The sequence below is a fragment of the Janibacter cremeus genome (genome assembly GCF_013409205.1).
GTDB classification, from domain to species: Bacteria; Actinomycetota; Actinomycetes; order Actinomycetales; family Dermatophilaceae; genus Janibacter; species Janibacter cremeus.
In genome coordinates this window covers 3,049,386-3,070,481 of the sequence record NZ_JACCAE010000001.1, presented here as the reverse complement: position 1 = coordinate 3,070,481, position 21,096 = coordinate 3,049,386, and the positions used below count along the sequence as shown (strand labels likewise).

Genomic DNA, 21,096 nt, shown 5'->3' with positions numbered 1-21,096 from the left:
CACGGGAGGGTGCGATCAGCGCGCCTCGATCCGGGTGGCCGCCCAGGCGCCGAGATCCTCGACCCGGGCCCGTGCGGCGCCGATCTGGTCGCGGACCCGGTCGGGGGCAGTGCCGCCCTTCGCGTCCCGGGAGGCCAGTGACCCGGCGACCGAGAGCACCTCGCGCACCCCGGGCGTCAGGTGACCGCTGATCCGGGCGAGGTCCTCGTCGGTGAGGTCCCACAGCTCGATCTGACGGTCCTCGCACTCCCGGACGCAGGCACCTGCGACCTCGTGCGCGACACGGAAGGGCACACCTTGACGAACGAGCCACTCGGCGATGTCGGTCGCGAGGGAGAAGCCCTGCGGCGCGAGGGCGGCCATCCGACCCCCGTGGTAGGTCAGCGTCGCGACCATCCCGGAGAACGCCGGCAGGAGCAGCTCGAGGGTGTCGACCGCGTCGAAGACCGGCTCCTTGTCCTCCTGCAGGTCACGGTTGTAGGCGAGCGGCAGGGCCTTCAGCGTGGTCAGCAGCCCGGCCAGGTCCCCGACGAGGCGACCGGCCTTGCCGCGGGCCAGCTCGGCGACGTCCGGGTTCTTCTTCTGCGGCATGATGCTCGACCCGGTCGAGAAGGCGTCGTCGAGGGTGATGAAGGAGAACTCCTTCGTGGCCCAGAGGATGACCTCCTCGGCCAGGCGGGAGACGTCCACGGCGGACATCGCCGCGACGAAGCAGAACTCGGCGACGAAGTCGCGCGAGGCGGTGCCATCGATGGAGTTCTCCACCGCACCGGAGAAGCCGAGGTCGCTGGCGACGGCCTCGGGGTCGAGCCCGAGCGAGGACCCGGCCAGCGCACCGGACCCGTACGGACTCAGCGAGGTGCGGCGGTCCCAGTCGACGAGGCGTTCGACGTCACGCAGCAGCGCCCACGCGTGGGCGAGCAGGTGGTGACTGAGCAGCACCGGCTGGGCGTGCTGCAGATGGGTGCGCCCGGGCATCGGGACGTCGATGTGGGTCTCGGCCTGCTCCACCAGCGCCGTGACGACCTCGAGGAGCATCCCGGCCACGACCCGGGCGTGGTCGCGCAGGTACATCCGAAAGAGGGTGGCCACCTGGTCGTTGCGCGAGCGGCCCGCACGCAGCCGGCCGCCGACGTCGGTCCCGACGCGCTCGATGAGCCCACGCTCCAGCGCCGTGTGCACGTCCTCGTCGTCCTCGGCGGGGACGAAGGCGCCGGTCTCGACGTCCTCGGCCAGCCGGGCCAGCCCCTGCAGCATCGCCGAGAGGTTCGCCTCGTCGAGCAGGCCGGCGGAGTGCAGCACCCGGGCGTGGGCCCGAGAGCCGGCGATGTCGTAGGGCGCCAGTCGCCAGTCGAAGTGGGTGGACTTGCTCAACGCCGCCAGGGCGTCGCTCGGACCGCCGGCGAAGCGACCACCCCACAGACTGACCCGCTCCCCCGAGAGTGCGCTCGGTGCGGGCTGGTCCGGGCTGTCCGGTGTCACGGTGTCTCCTGGGTGTCGGGGGCGGTCTGGGTCAGGCCCAGCAGTCGGTCGGTCAGGGCCAGGCCCTCGTCGGGCGAGCCCGTGATGACCATGATCGTGTCATCCCCGGCGATCGTTCCGAGCACCTCGGGCCAGCGCGCGTGGTCGATGGCCGAGGCGAGGTAGTTCGCGGCACCCGGCGGGGTGCGCACCACGACGAGCTGGGCGCTGCTGCGTGCGGTGACGAGCAGCTCCTCGCACAGACGCCGCAGCCTGTCGTCGATCTCGATCCGGCCCACCGCGGCGCGAGGGGTGCGATCACCCCCTTCGCCGGGAAGTGCGTAGACGAGGTCCCGACCGATGCGCACCTTCTCGGCGCGCAGCTCGAGCAGGTCACGCGACAGGGTCGCCTGGGTGACCTCGATGCCGTCGGCGGCGAGCAGGGCGAGCAGCTCGGTCTGGCTGCGCACGGCGTGCTCGCGCAGCAGCTCGGTGATGCGGGCCTGCCGCCCCGGTCGGGTGGCGGGGATCATGACGAGGCGGTCAGGAGGAAGGTCATCAGGGCCTTCTGCGCGTGGAGTCTGTTCTCGGCCTCGTCCCAGACGACCGACTGGTCGCCGTCGATCACCTCGGCCTCGATCTCCAGGCCCCGGTAGGCCGGCAGGCAGTGCAGGACGATCGCGTCCCCGGCAGCGTGCGCGAGCAGCTCCCGGGTGACGGCGAAGGCGGCGAAGGGAGAGGACTGGCCGGTGCGGTCGCCCTTCTCCCCCTCCATACCCATGGACACCCAGGTGTCTGTCGCGAGCACGTCGGCCCCGTCGGCGGCGGTCACCGGGTCGGCGGTGACGAGCACGGAGCCGCCCTGCTCCGCAGCGATCGTCTCTGCGCGGGCGAGGACGTCGGCGGCTGGTCGGTGCGCAGTGGGCGTCCCGATGCGGACGTGCATCCCGGCCATCGCGCAGGAGAGGAGGTACGAGTGCGCCATGTTGTTCGCGCCGTCGCCGAGGTAGGCGAGGGTGCGGCCGGCGGTCCCGCCCTTGTGCTCACGGATCGTCAGCAGGTCTGCGAGCAGCTGGCACGGGTGGTAGTCGTCGGTCAGTGCGTTGATGACCGGCACGTCGACGTGGGAGGCGAGCTCCTCGAGGCGGTCCTGCCCGTGGGTGCGCCAGACGATCGCGCTCACCTGGCGGCCGATCACCCGAGCCACGTCGGCGATCGACTCCCGGGTGCCGATCTGGGCGAGGCTCCCGTCGACCGACATCGGGTATCCGCCGAGTTCTGCCACACCAGTGGCGAAGGACAGCTGGGTGCGCAGCGTGGGCTTGTCGAAGATGACGGCGACGGCCCGCGGCCCGGCGAGGGGCTGTTCGGCGTGGCGGTCGGTCTTGAGGTGCTCGGCCAGGTCGAGCACGGCGGACTGCTCGGTCGGGGTCAGGTCGTCGTCGGCGAGCATGTGGCGGGTGGTCATGGTGTCTCCGGGGTCTGCTCGGCGGCCGCATCGAGGATCGCCGGAAGGGCGTCGACGAAGGTGGCGAGCTGGTCGGTCGTGATGATCAGGGGCGGGGCCAGGCGCAGCGCATCGGGCGCCACCGGGTTGACGATGAAGCCGTGGGCGCGGCAGCTGGCCGCGACGGCCGGGGCGATCGGCTCGGTGAGACGGATCGCCCGCAGCAGGCCGGCTCCGCGCACGCCCGCGATCAGCGGGTGCCCGAGGGAGGTGACCCGCTCGACGAGGAACTGCCCCGCCTGCACGGCGTGCTCGAGGAGCCCCTCCGACTCGATCGTCGCGATGACGGCCAGGGCGGCGCTGCAGGCCAGGGGGTTGCCGCCGAAGGTCGACCCGTGCTGACCGGCAGTGAGCAGCCCGGTGACCTCGGGACCGAAGGTGACGAGGCCACCGATCGGTACCCCGCCGCCCAGTCCCTTGGCGACGGTCATCGCATCCGGGGTGACTCCCTCGAGCTGGTGGGCGAACCACGCGCCGGTACGACCGACCCCGGTCTGGATCTCGTCCAGGACGAGCAGGGCTCCCGCCTCGCGGGTGATCTCCCTGGCCTGCGCGAGGTAGCCGGGCGGGGTGGGGACCACGCCTGCCTCCCCCTGGATCGGCTCGAGCAGGACCATCGCGGTCTCCGGCCCGACGGCGGCGCGCAAGGCGTCGATGTCTCCCGGCGCAACGTGCGTGACCCCGGGAAGGAGGGGCTCGAAGGGGGCTCGGTAGGCCTCCTTGTGCGTCAGGCTCACCGCCCCAGTGGTGCGGCCGTGGAAGGCGCCGCCGGCGGCGACGATGCCGGTGCGGCCCGTGCGCCGGGACAGCTTGATCGCCGTCTCGACCGCCTCGGAGCCGCTGTTGGCGAAGAAGACGCCCGACCCCTGCGGCGCCTGCGCGATGCGCAGCAGGCTCTCGGCGGCCTCGATCTGCGTCGGCGTGGTGAAGAAGTTGCTCACGTGCAGGGCAGCGCCGGCCTGCGTCGAGACCGCCGCGACGAGCTCCGGGTGGCCGTGTCCGAGAGCGTTGACGGCGATCCCGCCGAGCAGGTCGAGGTAGCGGTTGCCGTCAACGTCCCACACGTACGCACCCTCGCCGTGCGAGAGCACGAGGCCGGGCATGCCGAAGACCCCGATGTGGCTGGCGCGGTATCGCTCCAGGAGTGCCTGCTGGTCCGGGGAGACGGTGTTCATCAGGGGGTGCCCTCACCTTCGGTGTCGTCGGCGTCGGTGTCCGTGGTGCCGTGCTCGTCGGGCAGGATCATCGTCCCGAAGCCCTCGGAGGTGAAGATCTCCAGCAGCATCGAGTGCGGCTGGCGTCCGTCGACGACGTGGGCCTGTGGCACCCCCTTCGTCACGGCGCGGATGCACGCCTCGAGCTTGGGGATCATGCCGGTGTCGACCTGGTCGAGCAGGTCGCGGGCGCCGGAGACGCTCAGGTGGGACAGCAGCGAGTCGCGGTCGGGCCAGTCCGCGTAGATGCCCTCGACATCGGTGAGGACGACGAGCTTCTGAGCATGCAGGGCAACGGCCAACGCGGAGGCCGCGGTGTCGGCGTTGACGTTGAGCACCTGGCCGTCGGCGTCGAGGTCGGGTGCGATCGTCGACACGACGGGGATGCGGCCGGCGTCGAGGATGTCGAGGACCGCGGCGGGATCCACGGACTCGACGTCACCGACGAGTCCGATGTCCACGCTCTCCCCGTCGACCTCCAGCCGGCGACGACGACCGCCGAAGAGTCCCGCGTCCTCGCCGGACATGCCGACGGCGACGGGACCGTGCTGGTTGAGCAGCCCGACGAGCTCGCGTCCGACCTGGCCGGTGAGCACCATCCGCACGACGTCCATGACCTCGGGGGTGGTGACGCGCAGCCCGCCCTTGAACTCGCTCGCCAGGCCGAGACGGTCGAGCATCGTCTGGATCTGGGGACCGCCGCCGTGCACGACGACCGGACGCAGGCCTGCGTAGCGCAGGAAGACGATGTCCTTGGCGAAGGCGGCCTTGAGCGTCTCGTCGGTCATGGCGTTGCCGCCGTACTTGATCACGACGAGCGCCCCGCGGAACTGCTCGAGCCAGGGCAGGGCCTCGACGAGTGTCGTCGCCTTGCTCCGCGCCACGCGCAGTGCGGCGGCGTCGATCGCACCGCGCAGGGTGGTGTCCGAGTGCATGTGGTGGTCTTCCTGGTGCGTCAGGCGGAATGGGTCAGGTGGAGTAGGCGGAGTTCTCGTGGATGTAGTCGTGGGTGAGGTCGTTGGTCCACACCGTGACCTCCTCGGCGCCGGCGTGCAGGTCGACCTCGACACGCACCTCACGCTGCTCGAGGTCGACGAGCGAGCGGTCCTGACCGACCCCACCGGCACGGCACACCTGCACGTCGTTGATCGCCACGTCCAGCTGGTGGGGCTCGAATGCTGCTCGCGTGGTTCCCACGGCGGCGAGCACGCGGCCCCAGTTGGGGTCCCTGCCGAAGATCGCGCACTTGAAGAGGTTGTTGCGCGCGATGCTGCGGGCGACCTCGAGGCCGTCCTCCTGCGACGCCGCGTTGCGCACGATGATCTCGATGTCGTGGTGGGCGCCCTCGGCGTCACCGATGAGCTGACGGGCCATGTCGGCGCACACCTGACGGATCGCCCCGGTCAGGTCCGCCCGGTCGACGGACACGCCAGAGGCCCCGGAGGCCATCGCGAGCACCGTGTCGTTGGTGGACATGCAGCCGTCGGAGTCGATCCGGTCGAAGGTGGTGCGCGTCGCCTCCTTCAGGGCGGCGTCCAAGTCGGCGGCGCTCGTCACGGCGTCGGTCGTGACGACCACGAGCATCGTGGCCAGCGCCGGGGCGAGCATGCCGGCCCCCTTCGCCATGCCGCCGACGCTCCATCCGCGGCGGGTGACGGCAGCGGTCTTGGCCACCGTGTCGGTCGTCATGATCGCCTCGGCCGCAGCCGCTCCCCCGTGCTCGTCGAGGGCACCGGCGGCAACGGTGACGCCGGCGGTGAGCGTGTCCATCGGTAGGAGCTCACCGATCAGGCCGGTGCTGCACACGACGACGTCACCGGCCGAGACGTCGAGCGCGGCAGCGGTGTGCTCGGCCGTGGTGTGGGTGTCGGTGAAGCCCTGGGTCCCGGTGCACGCGTTGGCGCCACCGGAGTTGAGGACGACGGCGTCGGCGCGCCCGTCCGTGAGGACCTGGCGGGACCACGTCACGGGTGCCGCCTCGACCCGGTTGGTCGTGAAGACCGCTGCCGCATGGCGGTCGGGTCCGTCGTTGACGACGAGCGCGACGTCGCGGCGGCCGCTCGGCTTCAGGCCTGCGGTCACGCCCGAGGCGCGGAATCCGGCCGGTGTCGTCGTGCTCACGGCGCCACTCCCGTCATCGGCAGGCCGGTCGTCTCGGGGAGCCCGAGCGCAAGGTTCATGGACTGCACCGCGGCACCCGCGGTGCCCTTGGTCAGGTTGTCCTCGGCGGCCACGGCGACGACGCGACCGCTGCGCTCGTCGAGGGTGACCTGCACGTGGACGAGGTTGGAGCCCAGCACGCTGCCGGTGTGCGGCCACCGGCCCTCGGGCAGGAGGTGGACGAAGGGCTCATCCGAGTAGGCCCGCTCCCACGCCGCGCGCACGGCTGCCGCGTCCACGCCGTCAGCAGCGCGGGCGGTCGTCGTGGCGAGGATGCCGCGTGGCATCGGGGCGAGTGTCGGGGTGAAGGAGACGCTGGCGGGCCGCCCCGCGGCCCGGGTGAAGTTGCGCTCGATCTCCGGCGTGTGCCGGTGCCCTCCCCCGACGCCGTAGGGGCTCATCGCTCCCATGACCTCGGCACCGATGAGGTGCGGCTTGGTCGAGCGGCCGGCCCCGGAGCTGCCGGACGCGGCGACGACCACGATGTCCTCGGGCTCGATGACGCCGGCTGCCAGCCCGGGTGCCAGCGCGAGGCTGATCGCCGTCGGGTAGCACCCGGGGACGGCGATGCGACGGGCACCGACGAGGTCCGTGCGGTGCTTGTCGCCACCCGCACGCACGAGCTCGGGGAGACCGTAGGGCCACGTACCGGCGAAGGGGGTGTCGTAGTAGTGCGTCCAGTCCTGCTCGTCATCGAGCCGGAAGTCGGCGCCGCAGTCGATGATCGTCACCTCGGGCGGCAGAGCCTCGGCGATGGCCGCCGAGTGACCGTGCGGGAGGGCGAGGAAGACGACGTCGTGGCCGACCAGCGTCTCGGCGCTCGTCGGCTGCAGGACCGTGTCGGCGACCGGCTGCAGGTGTGGCGCCAGGTCGCCGAATCGGGTCCCTGCATTACCGGAGGCGGTGAGGGCGCCGACCTCGATGTCGGGATGGGCCAGGAGGAGGCGGACGATCTCGGCACCGGCGTATCCACTGGCACCGGCAACGGCTGCGGTGATCATGGTGCATGAATATACGCGTTAACGACAGTCCATGCAATCAGCGGAGCGGGTCATCCTCGCCGTAGGGGACCAACCCCACGGTCCGGTGCCCCGGCGCCAGCGTGGGGGTCGCCGCCAGGAGGGCTTCCACGGTGTCATCGCCGGCCCGGACCATGCGACCGGACCACGCGTCCAGGCGTCCGTCGGTCAGGGCGAGGAAGAGCTCGACGACCTCGGCCGGGTCGGTCCACTCGGTGCGGTCGTCGTGGCGCGGCATCGACCGCGTCATGTCGGTGCGCACGACTCCCGGAGCGAAGTCGAAGGCCAGCACGCCGTGCCGCCGTCCCGACTGGTGCGTCGACCCGGTGATCCGGCCGAGCGCGGACTTGCCGACGTTGTAGGCGGAAGCGACCTCACCCGGCTTCGTGCCGGACCCGGAGTTGAGGTTGACGATCCGGCCCGAGCCCTGCTCGAGCATGATCGGCAGCACCGCCCTGGTCATCAGGTAGGGGCCGCGGACGTTGACCTCGATCGAGCGCCACCAGTCGTCCGGGTCGGACTCCTCGAGCGGCACCTCGGCATCGACGACACCGGCATTGTTGACGAGCAGGTCGATCCGCTCGTGCCGGGCGAGCACGTCGTCGACCCACCGACGCACCGACGCGGCATCGGTGACGTCGGCGACGGCACTCGACCCGCGCTCGACGCCCCAGCCGGCGCCCTCGAGGGCTTCGGCGAGCAGGCGCCCGATCCCCCGTGACGCCCCGGTGACGACCGCGACCCCGGTCATCGCTGCTGGGCCCCGGTGGCCGAGGAGGCCGCGCCCACCGCCTTGTCGCGCAGGGCGCTGACCTCGTGGGTCTTCAGCGTGCGGTTGGTGCGGAAGGTGAGCCGGTAGGCCAGTGACTTGCGGCCCTCGCCCACCTGGTCGCCGCGGTAGACGTCGAAGAGAGTCAGCGTCTCCAGTGCCTCACCGGCTCCCGAGCGCAGGGCCGACCCGACCGCGCTGGCGGGCACCGCCTCGTCGACGACGAGGGCGACGTCGGTGTTGGCGACCGGGTAGGTCGAGAGCTGGTCCGGTCTGACCGGCTCCCCGGAGGCGTCGATGACGGCGTCGAGGTCGACCTCGGCCGCCACGGTGCGCTCGGGCAGCTCCAACCGACCGACTGCCTTGGGGTGCAGCTCGCCGGCGTGCCCCACGACGGTCCCGTCGGGCAGGGAGAGCGCGACGCATCGTCCGGGATGGAAGGGCGTGCGCTCGGTGGCGCTCACCTGCAGGTCGAGGCCGAGGCAGGACCCGACGATCCGGGCCCACCCGACCACGTCGCCGGCATCGACGGCCCGGGCCTCGCCCCACGGCCCGGCCGGGACGACGTTGCCGGCCGCCACGATGGCGACGTGCCTGGGCTGGCGGGGCACCCCCTTCGTGATCTGCTCGAGGTCCTGGGCGCCGGGCAGTGCACCGCCCGGAGGCAGGGGAAGGGGTCGCACCCCCTCGGCCGTGACCAGGCCGATCTCGTAGAGGGCGACGTCGCGGTGGCCACGGGAGACGTTGCGGCGCAGGGTGTCGACGAGGGTGTCCAGGATGGACGTGCGCATCAGGGGCGCCTCGTCCTGGAGCGGGTTGGCCAGGCGCACCGTCTCGCGACGGGGGTCGTCCGCCGCATGGCCGAGCTCGTCGTGGCGGTCGGTCCCGGTGAAGGGGTAGGAGAGCACCTCGATGAGGCCGCTGCCGGCGAGGGAGCGCGCGACGACACGGCGGGAACGCTGTCCGTGGGTCAGGCCCCGACCGGCAGTGGCCCTGGGAACGACCGACGGGATCTGGTCGTAGCCGCGCACCCGGGCGACCTCCTCGACCAGGTCGGGCCCGTCGACCAGGTCGGGGCGCCAGGTCGGCGGCGTCACAACGAGCCTCTCGCCGTCGCCGGTGACGGTGCACCCGATCGCCGTGAGGGTCTCGACGACCTCCTCCCGCGGGTACTCGAGGCCGATGTAGCGGGTGGGCAGCTGCGGGTCGATGGAGAAGGCCGGCGGGAGGAGCGGCGTGCCCTCGTCGGTTCCGGTCGGGTCCGCAGTACCGCCACCGTGCTCGACGAGCAGGTCGACGGCCAGCTGGGCCGCGGCGGCCGCGATGGCCGGGTCGACGCCACGCTCGAATCGCTTGGAGGCCTCTGTGGCCAGTCGGTGGCGACGGGCGGAGCGGGCGACCGTGACGGGGTCGAAGTGGGCGGACTCGACGAGCACGTTCCTCGTCGAGGCGGAGACCTCACTCGTCTCACCGCCCATGACCCCGGCGATCGCCAGCGGTGTGGTGCCGCCGTCGGTGATGAGCAGGTCCGCGGGGCTGAGCTGACGCTCCACGTCGTCGAGTGTCATCAGCGTCTCGCCCTCGCGGGCCCGACGGACCTCGATCGCCCCGGAGAGCGTGTCGAGGTCGAAGGCGTGCAGCGGCTGACCGAGGAGCATCATCACGTAGTTCGTGACGTCGACGGCCAGCGAGATCGGTCGCATGCCGACCTCGGTCAGGCGGTGGCGCATCCACTCGGGCGAGGTCGCCGTCGCGTCGATGCCGCGGACCACCCGTGCGACGTAGCGGTCGCAGCCGGGGACACCGTCGATCGGTGCGTCGTCAGCCAGACGCACCTCGTAGCCGGGGCCACTCGCGTCGGCGACCGGCAGGTCGGCCGGGTCGTGGAATGCGGCTGAGGCGGAGAGCGCGTACTCCCGCGCGATGCCGCGCATGGAGAAGCAGTACCCGCGGTCAGGGGTCACGTTGACCTCGACCGTCTCGGCGTCGAGACCGAGCACGGGGATGAGGTCCTCGCCCGGGGTGAGCCCGGCGAGGACGTCCGGGCGGCCGGCCAGATGATCGGTGAGCACGATGATCCCGTCGTGGTCCTGCCCGAGGCCGAGCTCGAGCAGGGAGCAGATCATGCCGGCGCTGACGTGGCCGTACGTCTTGCGTGCGGAGATCTCGAAGTTCCCGGGAAGCACGCCACCGGGCAGGATCACCGCGACCAGGTCACCCACGTCGAAGTTGTGCGCGCCGCAGACGATGCCCTGCGGCTCACCAGTGCCGTTCGCGGACCCCACATCCACCTGGCACCAGTTGATCGTCTTGCCGTTCTTCTGCTCCTCGGGCACTCGCTGCAGGACCCTGCCGACGACGAGGGGTCCGGTGACCCCGCCGCCGTGGATCTCCTCCTCCTCGAGACCGACGCGTACGAGGGTGGCGGCGACGTCCGCCCCCGTGGCCTCGGGGTCGACCTCGGTCAGCTCACGCAGCCACTCGATGGGGGCCCGCATCAGATCTCCATCCCGAACGCGGCCGAGAAGCGCACGTCTCCCTCGATGATGTCTCGCATGTCGGCGACGCCGTGGCGCAGCATGAGCGAGCGCTCGATGCCCAGGCCGAAGGCGAAGCCGGTGTACTCGTCCGGGTCGATCCCGCCGGCCGCCAGCACACGGCGGTTGACCATGCCGGACCCACCCATCTCGATCCAGCCGGTGCCACCGCACGTGCGGCAGCCGGTGTCCTCGCCGAGGCACACCCAACAACGGCAGTCGATCTCGGCACTGGGCTCGGTGAAGGGGAAGAAGTTGGGCCGCAGCCGAGTCTCCACCTCCTCGCCGAAGAGGGCCTGCACGAAGGTGTCGAGCGCTCCGCGCAGGTGCGCCATCGTGATGCCCTTGTCCACGACAAGACCCTCGAACTGGTGGAAGACCGGTGTGTGCGTCGCGTCGAGGTCGTCGGTGCGGAAGACCTTGCCCGGACACAGCACGTAGATCGGGGGCTCCCGGTCGAGCATGGTGCGGATCTGGACCGGGGAGGTGTGCGTGCGCAGGATGACGCCCGCGTCCGCGGGCTCGACGAAGAAGGTGTCCTGCTCACCCCGGGCCGGGTGGTCCGGGCCGATGTTGAGCGCGTCGAAGGTCAACCACTCGGACTCGATCTCCGGACCCTCGGCGATCTCCCAGCCCATCCCGACGAAGATGTCCTCGACCCGCTCGATGACCAGACTGATCGGGTGCCGAGCGCCCAGGCGCGGATGCGCACGCCCGACCGTCAGGTCGAGGGTCTCCTCGACGAGGATCCGCTCGTCCCGCTCCGCCTCGAGCTCGGCCTGCCTGGCCTTGAGGGCCTGGGCGACCTGGCCTCGGGCCCGGCCGACGCGCTTGCCGGCATCGGCCTTGGCGCTCGGCGGCAACGCGCCGATCTCGCGGTTGGCCAGAGCCAGCGGGGACTTGTCCCCCTGGTGGGTGGCGCGCGCTCGCTTCAGCTCGTCGAAGCTCGCGGCCTCCGCGACGGCAGCGAGGGCGGCCCGGACGGCCTCCTCGATCGTCTGCGGATCGAGCGCGGCGACCTCGACCGGGTCGTAGTTCGTGTTGGGTCCTGACACGAGGCCAGAGTCTACGGTGGGCCCTGCGCGTGGGTCCCGCGGGTTTGGCTCCCGCCCACGTCGTGGGCGGTCAGCCGCTCGCGCGGCGCCAGTGGACCCCGGAGCAGGGACAGGAGCCCATGGGCGCGCTGGTAACGCCGGTAGGGCGCCGCGCCGGACTCGTAGAGCTGGTGGAGCCGCCCGTCGACGACGACCGACCCCTCCGCCATCGGGGGAAGGGGGGTGTCCCGGCCGTTCTGCGCCGTCCAGCCACCGTCCGCGGCCAGGTCCGCCGCCTCCACCCGGGTGAGGACCGAGGGCCGGCTGCGCCCCCAGCTGCGGGAGAAGTACACGGTCCCGTCCGGCGCGAAGGCCACCCCCTGGGTCTGCGGCGGCACCGTGAAGACTGCTCCGGTCTCGACGGGGGTGCCGTCCTGGTCGAGGTCATAGCGGTACATGCGCTCGGGCCGGTCACGTCGGAACGTCGTCACGTAGAGGCCGTCCTGGTGGGAGGTCACCGTGGAGCTGGCCCTCACCCTCACGGTCATCAGCGGCTCGCCGATCCCCTGCCGCAACCGCTGGGTGGCGTGGACCTGCACCGCCCCGGCACCGCAGACATAGGTGCGCCCGCCGTGGAGGGTGATCCCCCCGTAGTGGCCCAGCCCGCTCAGCGGGGCCTGTGCGCTGACCCTTCCGTCGCGGTCGGCGAAGACGACCCGGCCGGCGGTGTGGTCGTCGGCGTCGTAGAACGTGTAGACGAACTCCTCGTGCTCCTCGTCCCAGGCCAGTCCCTGCGGCACGTCGGTGCTGTCCGGGCGAAGGGGGATGACCGCCCCGGACTCGTGCGAGTCGGTCGGTGACCGGCGTAGTCGGCGCAGCAGGTCGCGCAGTCGCTGGCCGAGGCGGCGCAGCCGATCGAGCAGGTGGCGCAGGTTCATGGTGGGCAACCTACGTTCCGACGTCTCGTCCGGGCGGTCGAGAGCGCCGCTCGTTTCTTGACTCATTCAAGTATTGGTGGGATTCTTGTTCGTGATGAGCACCATGATCGATCCAGACGTCGCCGCCGGGCTGCTGCGTGAGCGCTCCATGCGCGTCACGGCCCCGAGGGTCGCTGTGCTGCGTGAGCTGTCCGCGCACCCGCACGCCGACGTCGACACGATCACCCGGTGCACACGTGAGCGACTCGGGTCCGTGAGCACCCAGGCCGTCTACGACATCCTCGCGGCCCTGGCCGGGATCGGTCTCGTGCGCAAGTTCGAGCCGGCCGGCCACCCGGCCCGGTTCGAGATCGAGCTCGGCGACAACCACCACCACCTCGTCTGCCGCACCTGCGGGTCGATGACCGACGTCGAGTGCGCGCCGGGCAAGGCCCCGTGCCTCGACGCCGCAGACGACCACGGCTTCACCATCGACGAGGCCGAGGTCATCTACTGGGGCATCTGCCCCGCCTGCGCCGCGACCGCGGTCGCCATACCCTGACCTGTACTGCACCCCACCCCACAGAGAAAGAGGAGCAGCAGATGTCCACCACTCCCGCCACCCCCGAGCCCAGGTCCGACGCCCGAGGAGCTCTCGACGTCTCCGGCCCCTCGACCCAGATCAACGGCTCCCCCACGGTCAGCGACCGCAACAGCCTCTCCGTGGGGAGCAATGGACCGCTGCTGCTGCACGACACCCACCTCGTCGACATGCTCGCGCACTTCAACCGCGAGAACATCCCCGAGCGGAAGCCGCACGCCAAGGGGGCCGGCGCCTTCGGCCGCTTCGAGGTCACGGCGGACGTCTCGAAGTACACCAAGGCCGCCGTCTTCCAGCCCGGAGCCACGACCCGGATGCTCGCCCGCTTCTCCACCGTCGCCGGCGAGCTCGGCTCCCCCGACACCTGGCGCGACGTACGCGGCTTCGCGCTGCGTTTCTACACCTCCGAGGGCAACTTCGACCTCGTCGGCAACAACACGCCGATCTTCTTCCTCCGGGATCCGCTGAAGTTCCCCAACTTCATCCGCAGCCAGAAGCGCCTGCCCGACAGCGGGCTGCGCGACAACACGATGCAGTGGGACTTCTGGACCAACAACCCCGAGTCCGCCCACCAGGTCACCTACCTCATGGGCGACCGCGGGCTGCCCCGCTCGTGGCGGAACATGAACGGCTACGGCAGCCACACCTACATGTGGGTCAACGCCTCGGGCGAGAAGTTCTGGGTGAAGTACCACTTCCACACCCAGCAGGGCGTGGAAGGCATCACCAACGAGGCGGCCGACCGCATCGCCGGTGAGGACGCCGACTTCCACCGTCGCGACCTCTTCGAGGCCATCGAGCGGGGCGAACACCCGACGTGGACGCTGTCCGTGCAGATCATGCCGTACGAGGACGCGAACACCTACCGGTTCAACCCCTTCGACCTGACGAAGACCTGGCCGCACGAGGACTACCCGCTCATCGAGGTGGGCACGATGACCCTCGACGAGAACCCGGTGAACTTCTTCGCCCAGATCGACCAAGCGGCCTTCGCGCCGAGCAACACCGTCCCGGGGATCGGCTTCTCCCCGGACAAGATGCTCCTGGGACGTGTCTTCGCCTATGCCGACGCCCACCGGGCCCGAATCGGTCCGAACTTCCACCAGCTGCCGGTCAACCGGCCGGCCGTCGATCAGGAGAACCACTACTCCTTCGACGGGCCGATGCGCTACGAGCACTCCGGCGCCGCGCCGACATACATGCCCAACAGCTTCGGCCGCCCGCACGCGGACGAGCAGGGCCCGGTCGACGACGGCTGGGAGACCGACGGCGAGATGGTGCGCTCCGCCTACGAGCTGCATTCGCAGGACGACGACTTCGGTCAGCCGGGAACACTCGTGCGCGAGGTGTTCTCCGACGCCCAGCGCGACCGCCTCGTCGAGACGGTCGCCGGGTCGCTCGGCGGCGTGGCGGACCCGGTCCTGTCCCGGGTCTACGAGTACTGGACCAACATCGATGCCGAGATCGGGCGCCGCGTCAAGGAGACCAATGAGGCAGCCCATGCCGGTGACGTGGAGACCGGCGAGGTGCTGCGCGAGGCCAGCAGCTGAGCCACGGCAGGATGAAGGGGGTGGGAGCAGTTCACGCTGGTCCCACCCCCTTCGTCATGCCCCCCGGCGGGCGCCTGCGTGCCGGCGCACCTCGACGTACCCGGTGAGCCCGAGGACGAGCACCGCCGCCATCGCGAGCAGGGATGCGGCGGGCACGGCGACGCTGGCCGGCACGAGCACCAGGCTCAGCCCCACGGCCGGGATCGACCACGGCACCACCGCGCGGGCCGGTTGCCCGTACCGCAGCGAGACGACGGCGTTCGTCAGGTAGAACAGGGCCAGACCGCCGCCGAGGGTGATCCCTGACCCGATCGGGAGGGTGTCGAAGGGGGCCGAGATCGCCGTCGAGATCGCCCCCGCCATCGCGGTGACGCCCACCACGAGCAGGAAGGGCATCAGCAGTGCCGTCAGCACGACGCCGCCGAAGTCCCGCCTGCGCGCCAACCTCTCCAGCCCCTCGTTCAGCGTGCCGATGCCGTACTGGAAGAACGTCCAGCCCAGCAGGGCCACCACGAGGAAGCCCAGCGCGCCCGTGAGCCGGGCGCCCGGGCTCCACAGCGCCGAGACCTGCATGACGATCGTGAACACGGACTCGCCGAGCACGATGACGACGAACAGCCCCAGGCGCTCGGCGGCGTGCTCGACGTTGATGCCGGCGATCCCGGTCTCGGGTTGCAGCCGCGCACTCACAGCCACCATGACCACCTCGACGAGGATCGCCACGGCCCACACGACGACGGCGCTGTCCAGGGGCAGCAGGGCGGCCACCAGCCACAGCGCGGCGGTCCCGCCGTTGTAGATCCAGATGCGCCACCGCGACGCTGCGCCGCTGGCGTGGCGCTGCCTGTGGAGCCACAGCACGAGCAGGACCACGCGCAGGGCGGCGTTGGCCACGGAGAACGCCCAGGCCCGGTCGCCGAGCGCCTCGGGTGCAGCAGCAGCCATGAGGCCGGCGGCTGCCATCGCAGTGAGCATGGACAGGCCCAACCCGCGGGCGGTCAGGTCGGGCAGGAGGTTGACCACCGCGACGATGTTCACCCAGGCCCACCACGCCGGGAAGAACAGCAGGACGAAGGTCGCGATCTCACGCCACCCCGGGTCACCGTGGATCCCGTGCGCCAGCTGGCCCACGAAGGCGACGAAGACCAGGTCGAAGAGCAGCTCCATCCAGTGCACGCGCCCCGCCGCGCGCGCCGGACCACCACGCGGCGCGCGGACGGGCTGCCCGTTCGACGCTGCGGCTGTGGCCATGTGGTCCAGTCAAGCGCACTCAGGGCACGCGCTGGCTCCGAGCGGAGGTGTAGAGGCAGATCGTGGTCGCCATCGCGAGGTTGAGGGACTCGGCGTGGCCGTGGATCGGCACCCGCACGACGTCGTCGCACGCCTGCCGGGTGTCCGGCTCCAGGCCCCAGGCCTCGTTGCCCATGACCCAGGCGTGTGCGGTGGTCAGATCGACCTCGTCGATGGTCCGCTCCCCCACCCCGTCTGCCGCGAGGCGGCGCACCCCGGCATCGTCCAGCGCGGTCAGGGTCGCGGCGACGTCGAGGCCGGTGACGACCGGCAGGTGGAAGATCGACCCGGCCGTGGAGCGCACGGTCTTGGGACCGGTGACGTCGACCGATCCCTCGCTGACGAGGACCGCGTCGGCACCGGCCGCGTCCGCGCCGCGGATGACGGTACCGAGGTTGCCGGGGTCGCGCACGTGGGTGAGCAGCACGAGCAGCCGGGGCTCCCGGGCGAGCACGGCCGCCAGCGTCGTGGGCGTCCAGTCGACGACGGCCGCGGTGCCCTGGGGCGTGTCGGCGTCGCACATCGCGGCGAGGACCTCCTCGCTCGCCTCGTGGACGAAGACACCCCGGTCGCGGGCCGGCCCGACGAAGTCTGCATACCGCTGCGCGGCCTCCCGCGTGACGTAGAGGTCACGGATCCGCTCGGGCACGAAGCGCACCGCTTCGCGCACCCCTTGCGGGCCCTCGACGAGGACGCGGCCGGTGCGCCGACGCACAGAACGCCGGGAGAGCCCACGTACCTGCTTCACCCGCTCGGCGGCGGGGTTGGTCAGGGGTGGGCGCTCCCGGCGTCCAACGTGATCGCTCAGGCCTGCGCCTTGGCGTCGGCGGCCGGAACGTTGGCCTTGGCCACCTCGACGAGGGCGGCGAAGGCAGCCTCGTCGTTGACGGCCAGCTCGGCGAGCATCCGACGGTCGACCTCGATCTCGGCGCCGCGCAGACCCTGGATGAACCGGTTGTAGGTCATCCCGTTGGCGCGGGCGCCCGCGTTGATCCGCTGGATCCAGAGGCGACGGAAGTCGCCCTTCCTGGCGCGGCGGTCACGGTAGCTGTACTCCAGCGAGTGGGTGACCTGCTCCCGGGCCTTGCGGTAGAGGCGGGACCGCTGGCCCCGGTAGCCGCTCGCGCGCTCGAGAACGACCCGGCGCTTCTTGTGGGCGTTGACCGCCCGCTTCACGCGTGCCACGTGAGTACTCCTTCAGGTATGGGGGAATTCAGGCTCAGATCAGCGACCGAGCAGCTTCTTGATCTTCTTCTCGTCGGCCTTGGAGACCTGGACATCGTTCGCGAGGCGCCGCGCGTGCTGCGGGGTCTTCTCGTGGAACTTGTGGACGTGATTGGCCCGCTCGCGCATGATCTTGCCCGAGCCGGTGACCCGGAAGCGCTTCTTGGCACCACTGTGCGTCTTGTTCTTCGGCATGGTCGCCGATCTCCTTCGTGTTGCTGTGCTGGTCTTCGTGCCGGCTCAGGACTCGGCCGGGGCGTCGCTGTCCTTGCTCTCGGCTGCCTTGGCGGCTGCCTCGTCGTCCTTCTTGCGGCGCGCCTCGGCGCGGGCCTCGGACTTCTTCTTCGTCGGACCGAGCACCATGACCATGTTGCGCCCGTCCTGCTTCGGGGCGGACTCGACGGTGCCCAGCTCGACCACGTCCTCGGCCAGACGCTGCAGCAGCCGGAAGCCCAGCTCGGGGCGGGACTGCTCGCGTCCGCGGAACATGATCGTCACCTTGACCTTGTCGCCGGCACCGAGGAAGCGCTCGACGTGGCCCTTCTTGGTGCCGTAGTCGTGGCTGTCGATCTTCGGTCGGAGCTTGATCTCCTTGATGACCGTGTTGACCTGGTTCTTGCGCGCTTCACGCGCCTTCATGGCGGCTTCGTACTTGTACTTGCCGAAGTCCATGAGCTTGGCCACGGGCGGCTTGGCCATCGGAGCGACCTCGACGAGATCGAGGTCCGCCTCGGCAGCGAGCCTGAGGGCATCCTCCACGCGGACGATGCCGACCTGCTCCCCGTTGGGGCCGACCAAACGCACCTCTGGGACGCGGATTCGGTCATTGATGCGAGGCTCGCTGATGTGCTGCTCCTTAGCTCGGTGTGTCACTCCCGCCACCGACGAAGAAAGGCTCCTCGCCGATCGCGAGGAGCCTCACCAGAGCACGATGCCCACGAACACCTCGACGAAGACCGCCGGCGGTTCGTACCGCACCGAGACCTGAGACCCGGCAACCATGTGGTCGTCGCGGGTGGGAAGCGAGGCTCCTCTTGCGTCACCGTCGCAAGACGATGACCGGTCGGTCCCAACGATAGCAGCGCGACCCTCGGGACAGGAAATCAGGTGATGGCGAAGCTCAACCCGTCGACCCGGGCACGCAGCTCGCCGTCGGTGGCCAGCTCCTCGGCCATGGTGGTCACGAGCTGCTCGATCCCCTCCTGGCCCAGGCCCGGCACGAGGGTCAGCTCGATCTGGAGCACCCCTTGGCCGTCCGGTGCTCCCGCCGAGAGGACGTGGCCGGTGACCTCCTCGTGGGTGCCGCACACCCGCGCGATCGAGGCCTCGACGAAGGGGTCCTCGTGCGCGGGCAACCACTCGCGCTGCTGGGCCAGTGCCCAGACCATCGAGGCACGGATCTCGAAGGCCTGCTCGCTCGCGCAGTCGAGCACCATGAGGTCGGCACGCTCGCCCACCGCTGCCTGCGCCGCCTTCGACGCCTCGACCGGCACCGGCCGCATCGTGGAGCTGAAGGCGGCCAGGGCCTCCATCGAGGTGAAGACGGGCAGCGCCGTGCGTCCGTCCGGGTGCTCCAGGAGGGCGACGGCCATGTCCCCCTCCTTGTCGGCGACATGGCCGTCCACGCCCTCGCCGAGCTCGCCGGCGACCGCGGTGACGGGGACGATCAGGCGAGCCTTCGCCAGCGTACGCATCACGTCCGCCTCGCCACCGGTGGTCAGGGCCCGCATCAGAGCGGGATCGGCGGTGCCGGTGTCACCCTCGAATCCACCCGTGGGCAGCTCTCGTCCCTCCCACGGCACTCCGGCCGAGTCGCCGGGCGTGGTCATGGCCGACCCGCTGCATCGAGGGCCTCGGTGAGGGTCACCGTGCCCTTGTACAGCGCCGAGCCGATGATGGCCCCCTCGACCCCGACGGGCACCAGCTCGCGCAGGGCGACGACGTCCTCGCGGGTCGTCACCCCACCGGAGGCGACGACCTTGGCCGGGGTGGCCTGGCAGACGCTGCGCAGCAGCTCGAGGTTGGGGCCGGCCAGCATGCCGTCCTTCGCCACGTCGGTGACGACGTAGCGGGTACAGCCCTCGGAGTCGAGACGGGCGAGTGTCTCCCAGAGGTCGCCGCCCTCCCGGGTCCAGCCTCGTGCGGCCAGCGTGGTGCCGCGCACGTCGAGGCCGACCGCGATCCGGTCGCCGTGCTCGGCGATGGCCCGGGCCGTCCACTCGGGGTTCTCCAGTGCGGCGGTGCCGAGGTTGACCCGGGCGCACCCGGAGTCGAGCGCCGCCGTGAGCGAGGCCTGGTCCCGGATCCCGCCGCTCAGCTCGACCTTGAGGTCGAGCCGGCCGACGATCCCGGCGAGGAGGTCACGGTTGCTCCCTTCGCCGAAGGCCGCGTCGAGGTCGACCAGGTGGATCCACTCGGCGCCCTCCTCCTGCCAGGCCCGGGCAGCCTGCAGGGGGTCGCCGAAGTCCCAGCCCGAGCCGGAGATGCCCTGCTGCAGCTGCACGGCCCGCCCCTCGCGCACGTCGACGGCGGGAAGCAGCTCCAGCCGTGCGGTCTCGGTCGTGGTCACAGTGACATCACCCAGTTCTTCAGAAGGTGCAGTCCCGCGTCCCCGGACTTCTCCGGGTGGAACTGCGTTGCGGACAACGGGCCGTTCTCGACGGCCGCGACGAAGGGGGCCCCGTGCTCGCTCCACGTGACCCGAGGGGCGGTCGCGGCCAGCCCTCCGGGCGCCACGCGCAGGTCCCAGGCGGCCACCCCGTAGGAGTGGACGAAGTAGAAGCGCTCGTCCTCGATGCCGCCGAAGAGCACGCTGCCCGCGGCCGGGGTGGTCGTCGACCATCCCATGTGCGGGACGACGGGCGCTCGCAGCCGGGTGACGGTCCCCGGCCACTGCCCCAGACCCGCCCTGGCCGGAGCGGTCCCGCTCGGCTCGTCGGACCCCTCGAACATCACCTGCATCCCGACGCACACTCCCAGGACAGGGCGTCCCCCGGCCAACCGGGCATCGATGAGAGCTCCGCCGCCGACCGCCTCGAGGCCGGCCATGCAGGCGTGGAAGTTGCCGACACCGGGGACGAGGAGCCCGTCCGCGGCGAGGACACGGTTGCGCTCGGCCGTCAGCTCGACGTCGGCGCCGACATGGGCGAGGGCGCGCACGACCGAGTGCACGTTGCCGGAGCCGTGGTCGAGCACGCTCACACGGGGCCTGGTCACTGGTGCACATCCTTCACGGCGGACTCGAAGCCCGCGATCGATCGCGCGTGGGGGGCGATGACCGGGCCGAGGTGGGTGTCGGTGCCGTCGAGCACCCTGCCGCCGGGAAGCCCCAGGACCGTGATCACCTCGACCAGCCACTCGTCGTGGGTCAGCTCGCTGCGGTGCCAGAGATCACGGACCCGGCGAATCGGCACCTCTCGCGTGGCGGGACCACTGGCGAGGGTGCGGTGCAGGTCCTCGGGTGAGAGCCGGGGCAGGTCCTCTCCCCCCACGACCCTGCCGTCGCCGTCGCGCAGCGCCCACCGGGTCGACGCCCGACCGGCCGCGCGGCCGGTCAGCACGGCGACGTCGTCGAAGCGGAAGAGCCCGATGGCAGGACCAAGCCGGGGCCTGATGTGCCGGGAGGCCAGCACGGTCAGCGCGTCGTCGTAGGGAGCGCCGGCGGCCGCACTCGTGCGTGCCGGGACGACGACCGACCACGAGGCGTGCTCGAGTACGTGGCACGGGACGATCCCGCGGCGCACCCAGTCGGCGGCGCTGGCCGCGGTCGCGGAGAGACAGACCACTCCCCTGCTGGCTGTGCTCATCGCATGC

The 21,096-nt window shown here is 71.2% G+C and carries 22 protein-coding genes; 2 read left to right on the top strand and 20 right to left on the bottom strand.

All coding sequences use genetic code 11. The annotated features are described in order from the left end of the window. Positions 1-15 precede the first annotated feature (15 nt). The 11 genes from argH to BJY20_RS14565 are packed head-to-tail and all read right to left on the bottom strand — an operon-like array spanning position 16 to position 12,639. Complete coding sequence (gene argH / locus BJY20_RS14615) at positions 16-1,482, bottom strand: argininosuccinate lyase (RefSeq protein WP_185992206.1); 1,467 nt, start codon at positions 1,480-1,482, stop codon at positions 16-18. After that, positions 1,479-1,994, bottom strand: a complete 516-nt coding sequence (locus BJY20_RS14610; RefSeq protein ID WP_185992205.1) for an arginine repressor — start codon at positions 1,992-1,994, stop codon at positions 1,479-1,481. The genes argH and BJY20_RS14610 overlap by 4 nt, the downstream gene beginning before the upstream one ends. Next, entirely contained in the window at positions 1,991-2,929 is a 939-nt protein-coding gene (gene argF, locus BJY20_RS14605) for an ornithine carbamoyltransferase (RefSeq protein WP_185992204.1), read from the bottom strand. Before argF ends, BJY20_RS14610 begins: the two co-directional genes overlap by 4 nt. Continuing rightward, on the bottom strand, positions 2,926-4,143 hold the full coding sequence (locus tag BJY20_RS14600; protein WP_185992203.1) for an acetylornithine transaminase: 1,218 nt from the start codon (positions 4,141-4,143) through the stop codon (positions 2,926-2,928). The genes argF and BJY20_RS14600 overlap by 4 nt, the downstream gene beginning before the upstream one ends. Beyond that, a complete protein-coding gene (argB, locus tag BJY20_RS14595) occupies positions 4,143-5,117 on the bottom strand; it encodes an acetylglutamate kinase (protein WP_185992202.1) in 975 nt (324 codons plus the stop codon). Before argB ends, BJY20_RS14600 begins: the two co-directional genes overlap by 1 nt. Before the next feature lie 34 nt (positions 5,118-5,151). Continuing rightward, on the bottom strand, positions 5,152-6,303 hold the full coding sequence (gene argJ / locus BJY20_RS14590) for a bifunctional glutamate N-acetyltransferase/amino-acid acetyltransferase ArgJ (protein WP_185992201.1): 1,152 nt from the start codon (positions 6,301-6,303) through the stop codon (positions 5,152-5,154). Then, positions 6,300-7,343, bottom strand: a complete 1,044-nt coding sequence (gene argC, locus BJY20_RS14585; protein WP_185992200.1) for an N-acetyl-gamma-glutamyl-phosphate reductase — start codon at positions 7,341-7,343, stop codon at positions 6,300-6,302. Before argC ends, argJ begins: the two co-directional genes overlap by 4 nt. A gap of 37 nt (positions 7,344-7,380) precedes the next feature. Then, positions 7,381-8,112 carry an SDR family oxidoreductase gene (locus tag BJY20_RS14580; RefSeq protein ID WP_185992199.1) on the bottom strand — a complete coding sequence of 244 codons (732 nt, stop codon included), beginning with the start codon at positions 8,110-8,112 and terminating at the stop codon, positions 7,381-7,383. Next, a complete protein-coding gene (pheT, locus tag BJY20_RS14575) occupies positions 8,109-10,628 on the bottom strand; it encodes a phenylalanine--tRNA ligase subunit beta (RefSeq protein WP_185992198.1) in 2,520 nt (839 codons plus the stop codon). Before pheT ends, BJY20_RS14580 begins: the two co-directional genes overlap by 4 nt. Further along, the gene (pheS, locus tag BJY20_RS14570; RefSeq protein ID WP_185992197.1) at positions 10,628-11,722 is read right to left on the bottom strand and encodes a phenylalanine--tRNA ligase subunit alpha; all 1,095 of its coding nucleotides are present in this window, start codon (positions 11,720-11,722) and stop codon (positions 10,628-10,630) included. The genes pheT and pheS overlap by 1 nt, the downstream gene beginning before the upstream one ends. An 11-nt stretch (positions 11,723-11,733) precedes the next feature. Next, positions 11,734-12,639, bottom strand: coding sequence for an SMP-30/gluconolactonase/LRE family protein (locus BJY20_RS14565; RefSeq protein WP_185992196.1), 906 nt, complete (start codon positions 12,637-12,639; stop codon positions 11,734-11,736). Between the two features lie 94 nt (positions 12,640-12,733). Between BJY20_RS14565 and BJY20_RS14560 the strand changes: the two genes are divergently transcribed. Continuing rightward, positions 12,734-13,180 (top strand): Fur family transcriptional regulator, encoded by a 447-nt coding sequence (locus tag BJY20_RS14560; protein WP_185992195.1) that lies wholly within the window; start codon positions 12,734-12,736, stop codon positions 13,178-13,180. A gap of 41 nt (positions 13,181-13,221) precedes the next feature. Continuing rightward, positions 13,222-14,769: a catalase gene (locus BJY20_RS14555; RefSeq protein WP_185992194.1), complete on the top strand. Its 1,548-nt coding sequence runs from the start codon at positions 13,222-13,224 to the stop codon at positions 14,767-14,769. A 54-nt stretch (positions 14,770-14,823) separates the two neighbouring features. Here BJY20_RS14555 and BJY20_RS14550 read toward each other — a convergent pair whose 3' ends face one another. From BJY20_RS14550 to BJY20_RS16195, 9 genes are all read right to left on the bottom strand, one after another. Continuing rightward, a complete protein-coding gene (locus BJY20_RS14550) occupies positions 14,824-16,020 on the bottom strand; it encodes a low temperature requirement protein A (protein WP_185992193.1) in 1,197 nt (398 codons plus the stop codon). A gap of 19 nt (positions 16,021-16,039) precedes the next feature. Continuing rightward, positions 16,040-16,807 carry a TrmH family RNA methyltransferase gene (locus BJY20_RS14545; RefSeq protein ID WP_185992192.1) on the bottom strand — a complete coding sequence of 256 codons (768 nt, stop codon included), beginning with the start codon at positions 16,805-16,807 and terminating at the stop codon, positions 16,040-16,042. 56 nt (positions 16,808-16,863) lie between these two features. Next, a complete protein-coding gene (gene rplT, locus BJY20_RS14540) occupies positions 16,864-17,244 on the bottom strand; it encodes a 50S ribosomal protein L20 (RefSeq protein ID WP_185992191.1) in 381 nt (126 codons plus the stop codon). 39 nt (positions 17,245-17,283) lie between these two features. Next, a complete protein-coding gene (gene rpmI, locus BJY20_RS14535) occupies positions 17,284-17,478 on the bottom strand; it encodes a 50S ribosomal protein L35 (RefSeq protein ID WP_185992190.1) in 195 nt (64 codons plus the stop codon). Between the two features lie 45 nt (positions 17,479-17,523). Beyond that, the gene (infC, locus tag BJY20_RS14530) at positions 17,524-18,156 is read right to left on the bottom strand and encodes a translation initiation factor IF-3 (RefSeq protein ID WP_343062920.1); all 633 of its coding nucleotides are present in this window, start codon (positions 18,154-18,156) and stop codon (positions 17,524-17,526) included. A gap of 230 nt (positions 18,157-18,386) precedes the next feature. Continuing rightward, positions 18,387-19,112, bottom strand: coding sequence for an SseB family protein (locus tag BJY20_RS14525; protein WP_185992189.1), 726 nt, complete (start codon positions 19,110-19,112; stop codon positions 18,387-18,389). Then, entirely contained in the window at positions 19,109-19,852 is a 744-nt protein-coding gene (priA, locus tag BJY20_RS14520; RefSeq protein ID WP_185992188.1) for a bifunctional 1-(5-phosphoribosyl)-5-((5-phosphoribosylamino)methylideneamino)imidazole-4-carboxamide isomerase/phosphoribosylanthranilate isomerase PriA, read from the bottom strand. Before priA ends, BJY20_RS14525 begins: the two co-directional genes overlap by 4 nt. Next, on the bottom strand, positions 19,849-20,499 hold the full coding sequence (gene hisH / locus BJY20_RS14515) for an imidazole glycerol phosphate synthase subunit HisH (RefSeq protein WP_185992187.1): 651 nt from the start codon (positions 20,497-20,499) through the stop codon (positions 19,849-19,851). Before hisH ends, priA begins: the two co-directional genes overlap by 4 nt. After that, on the bottom strand, positions 20,496-21,089 hold the full coding sequence (locus BJY20_RS16195; RefSeq protein WP_185992186.1) for a hypothetical protein: 594 nt from the start codon (positions 21,087-21,089) through the stop codon (positions 20,496-20,498). Before BJY20_RS16195 ends, hisH begins: the two co-directional genes overlap by 4 nt. Positions 21,090-21,096: the final 7 nt, after the last annotated feature.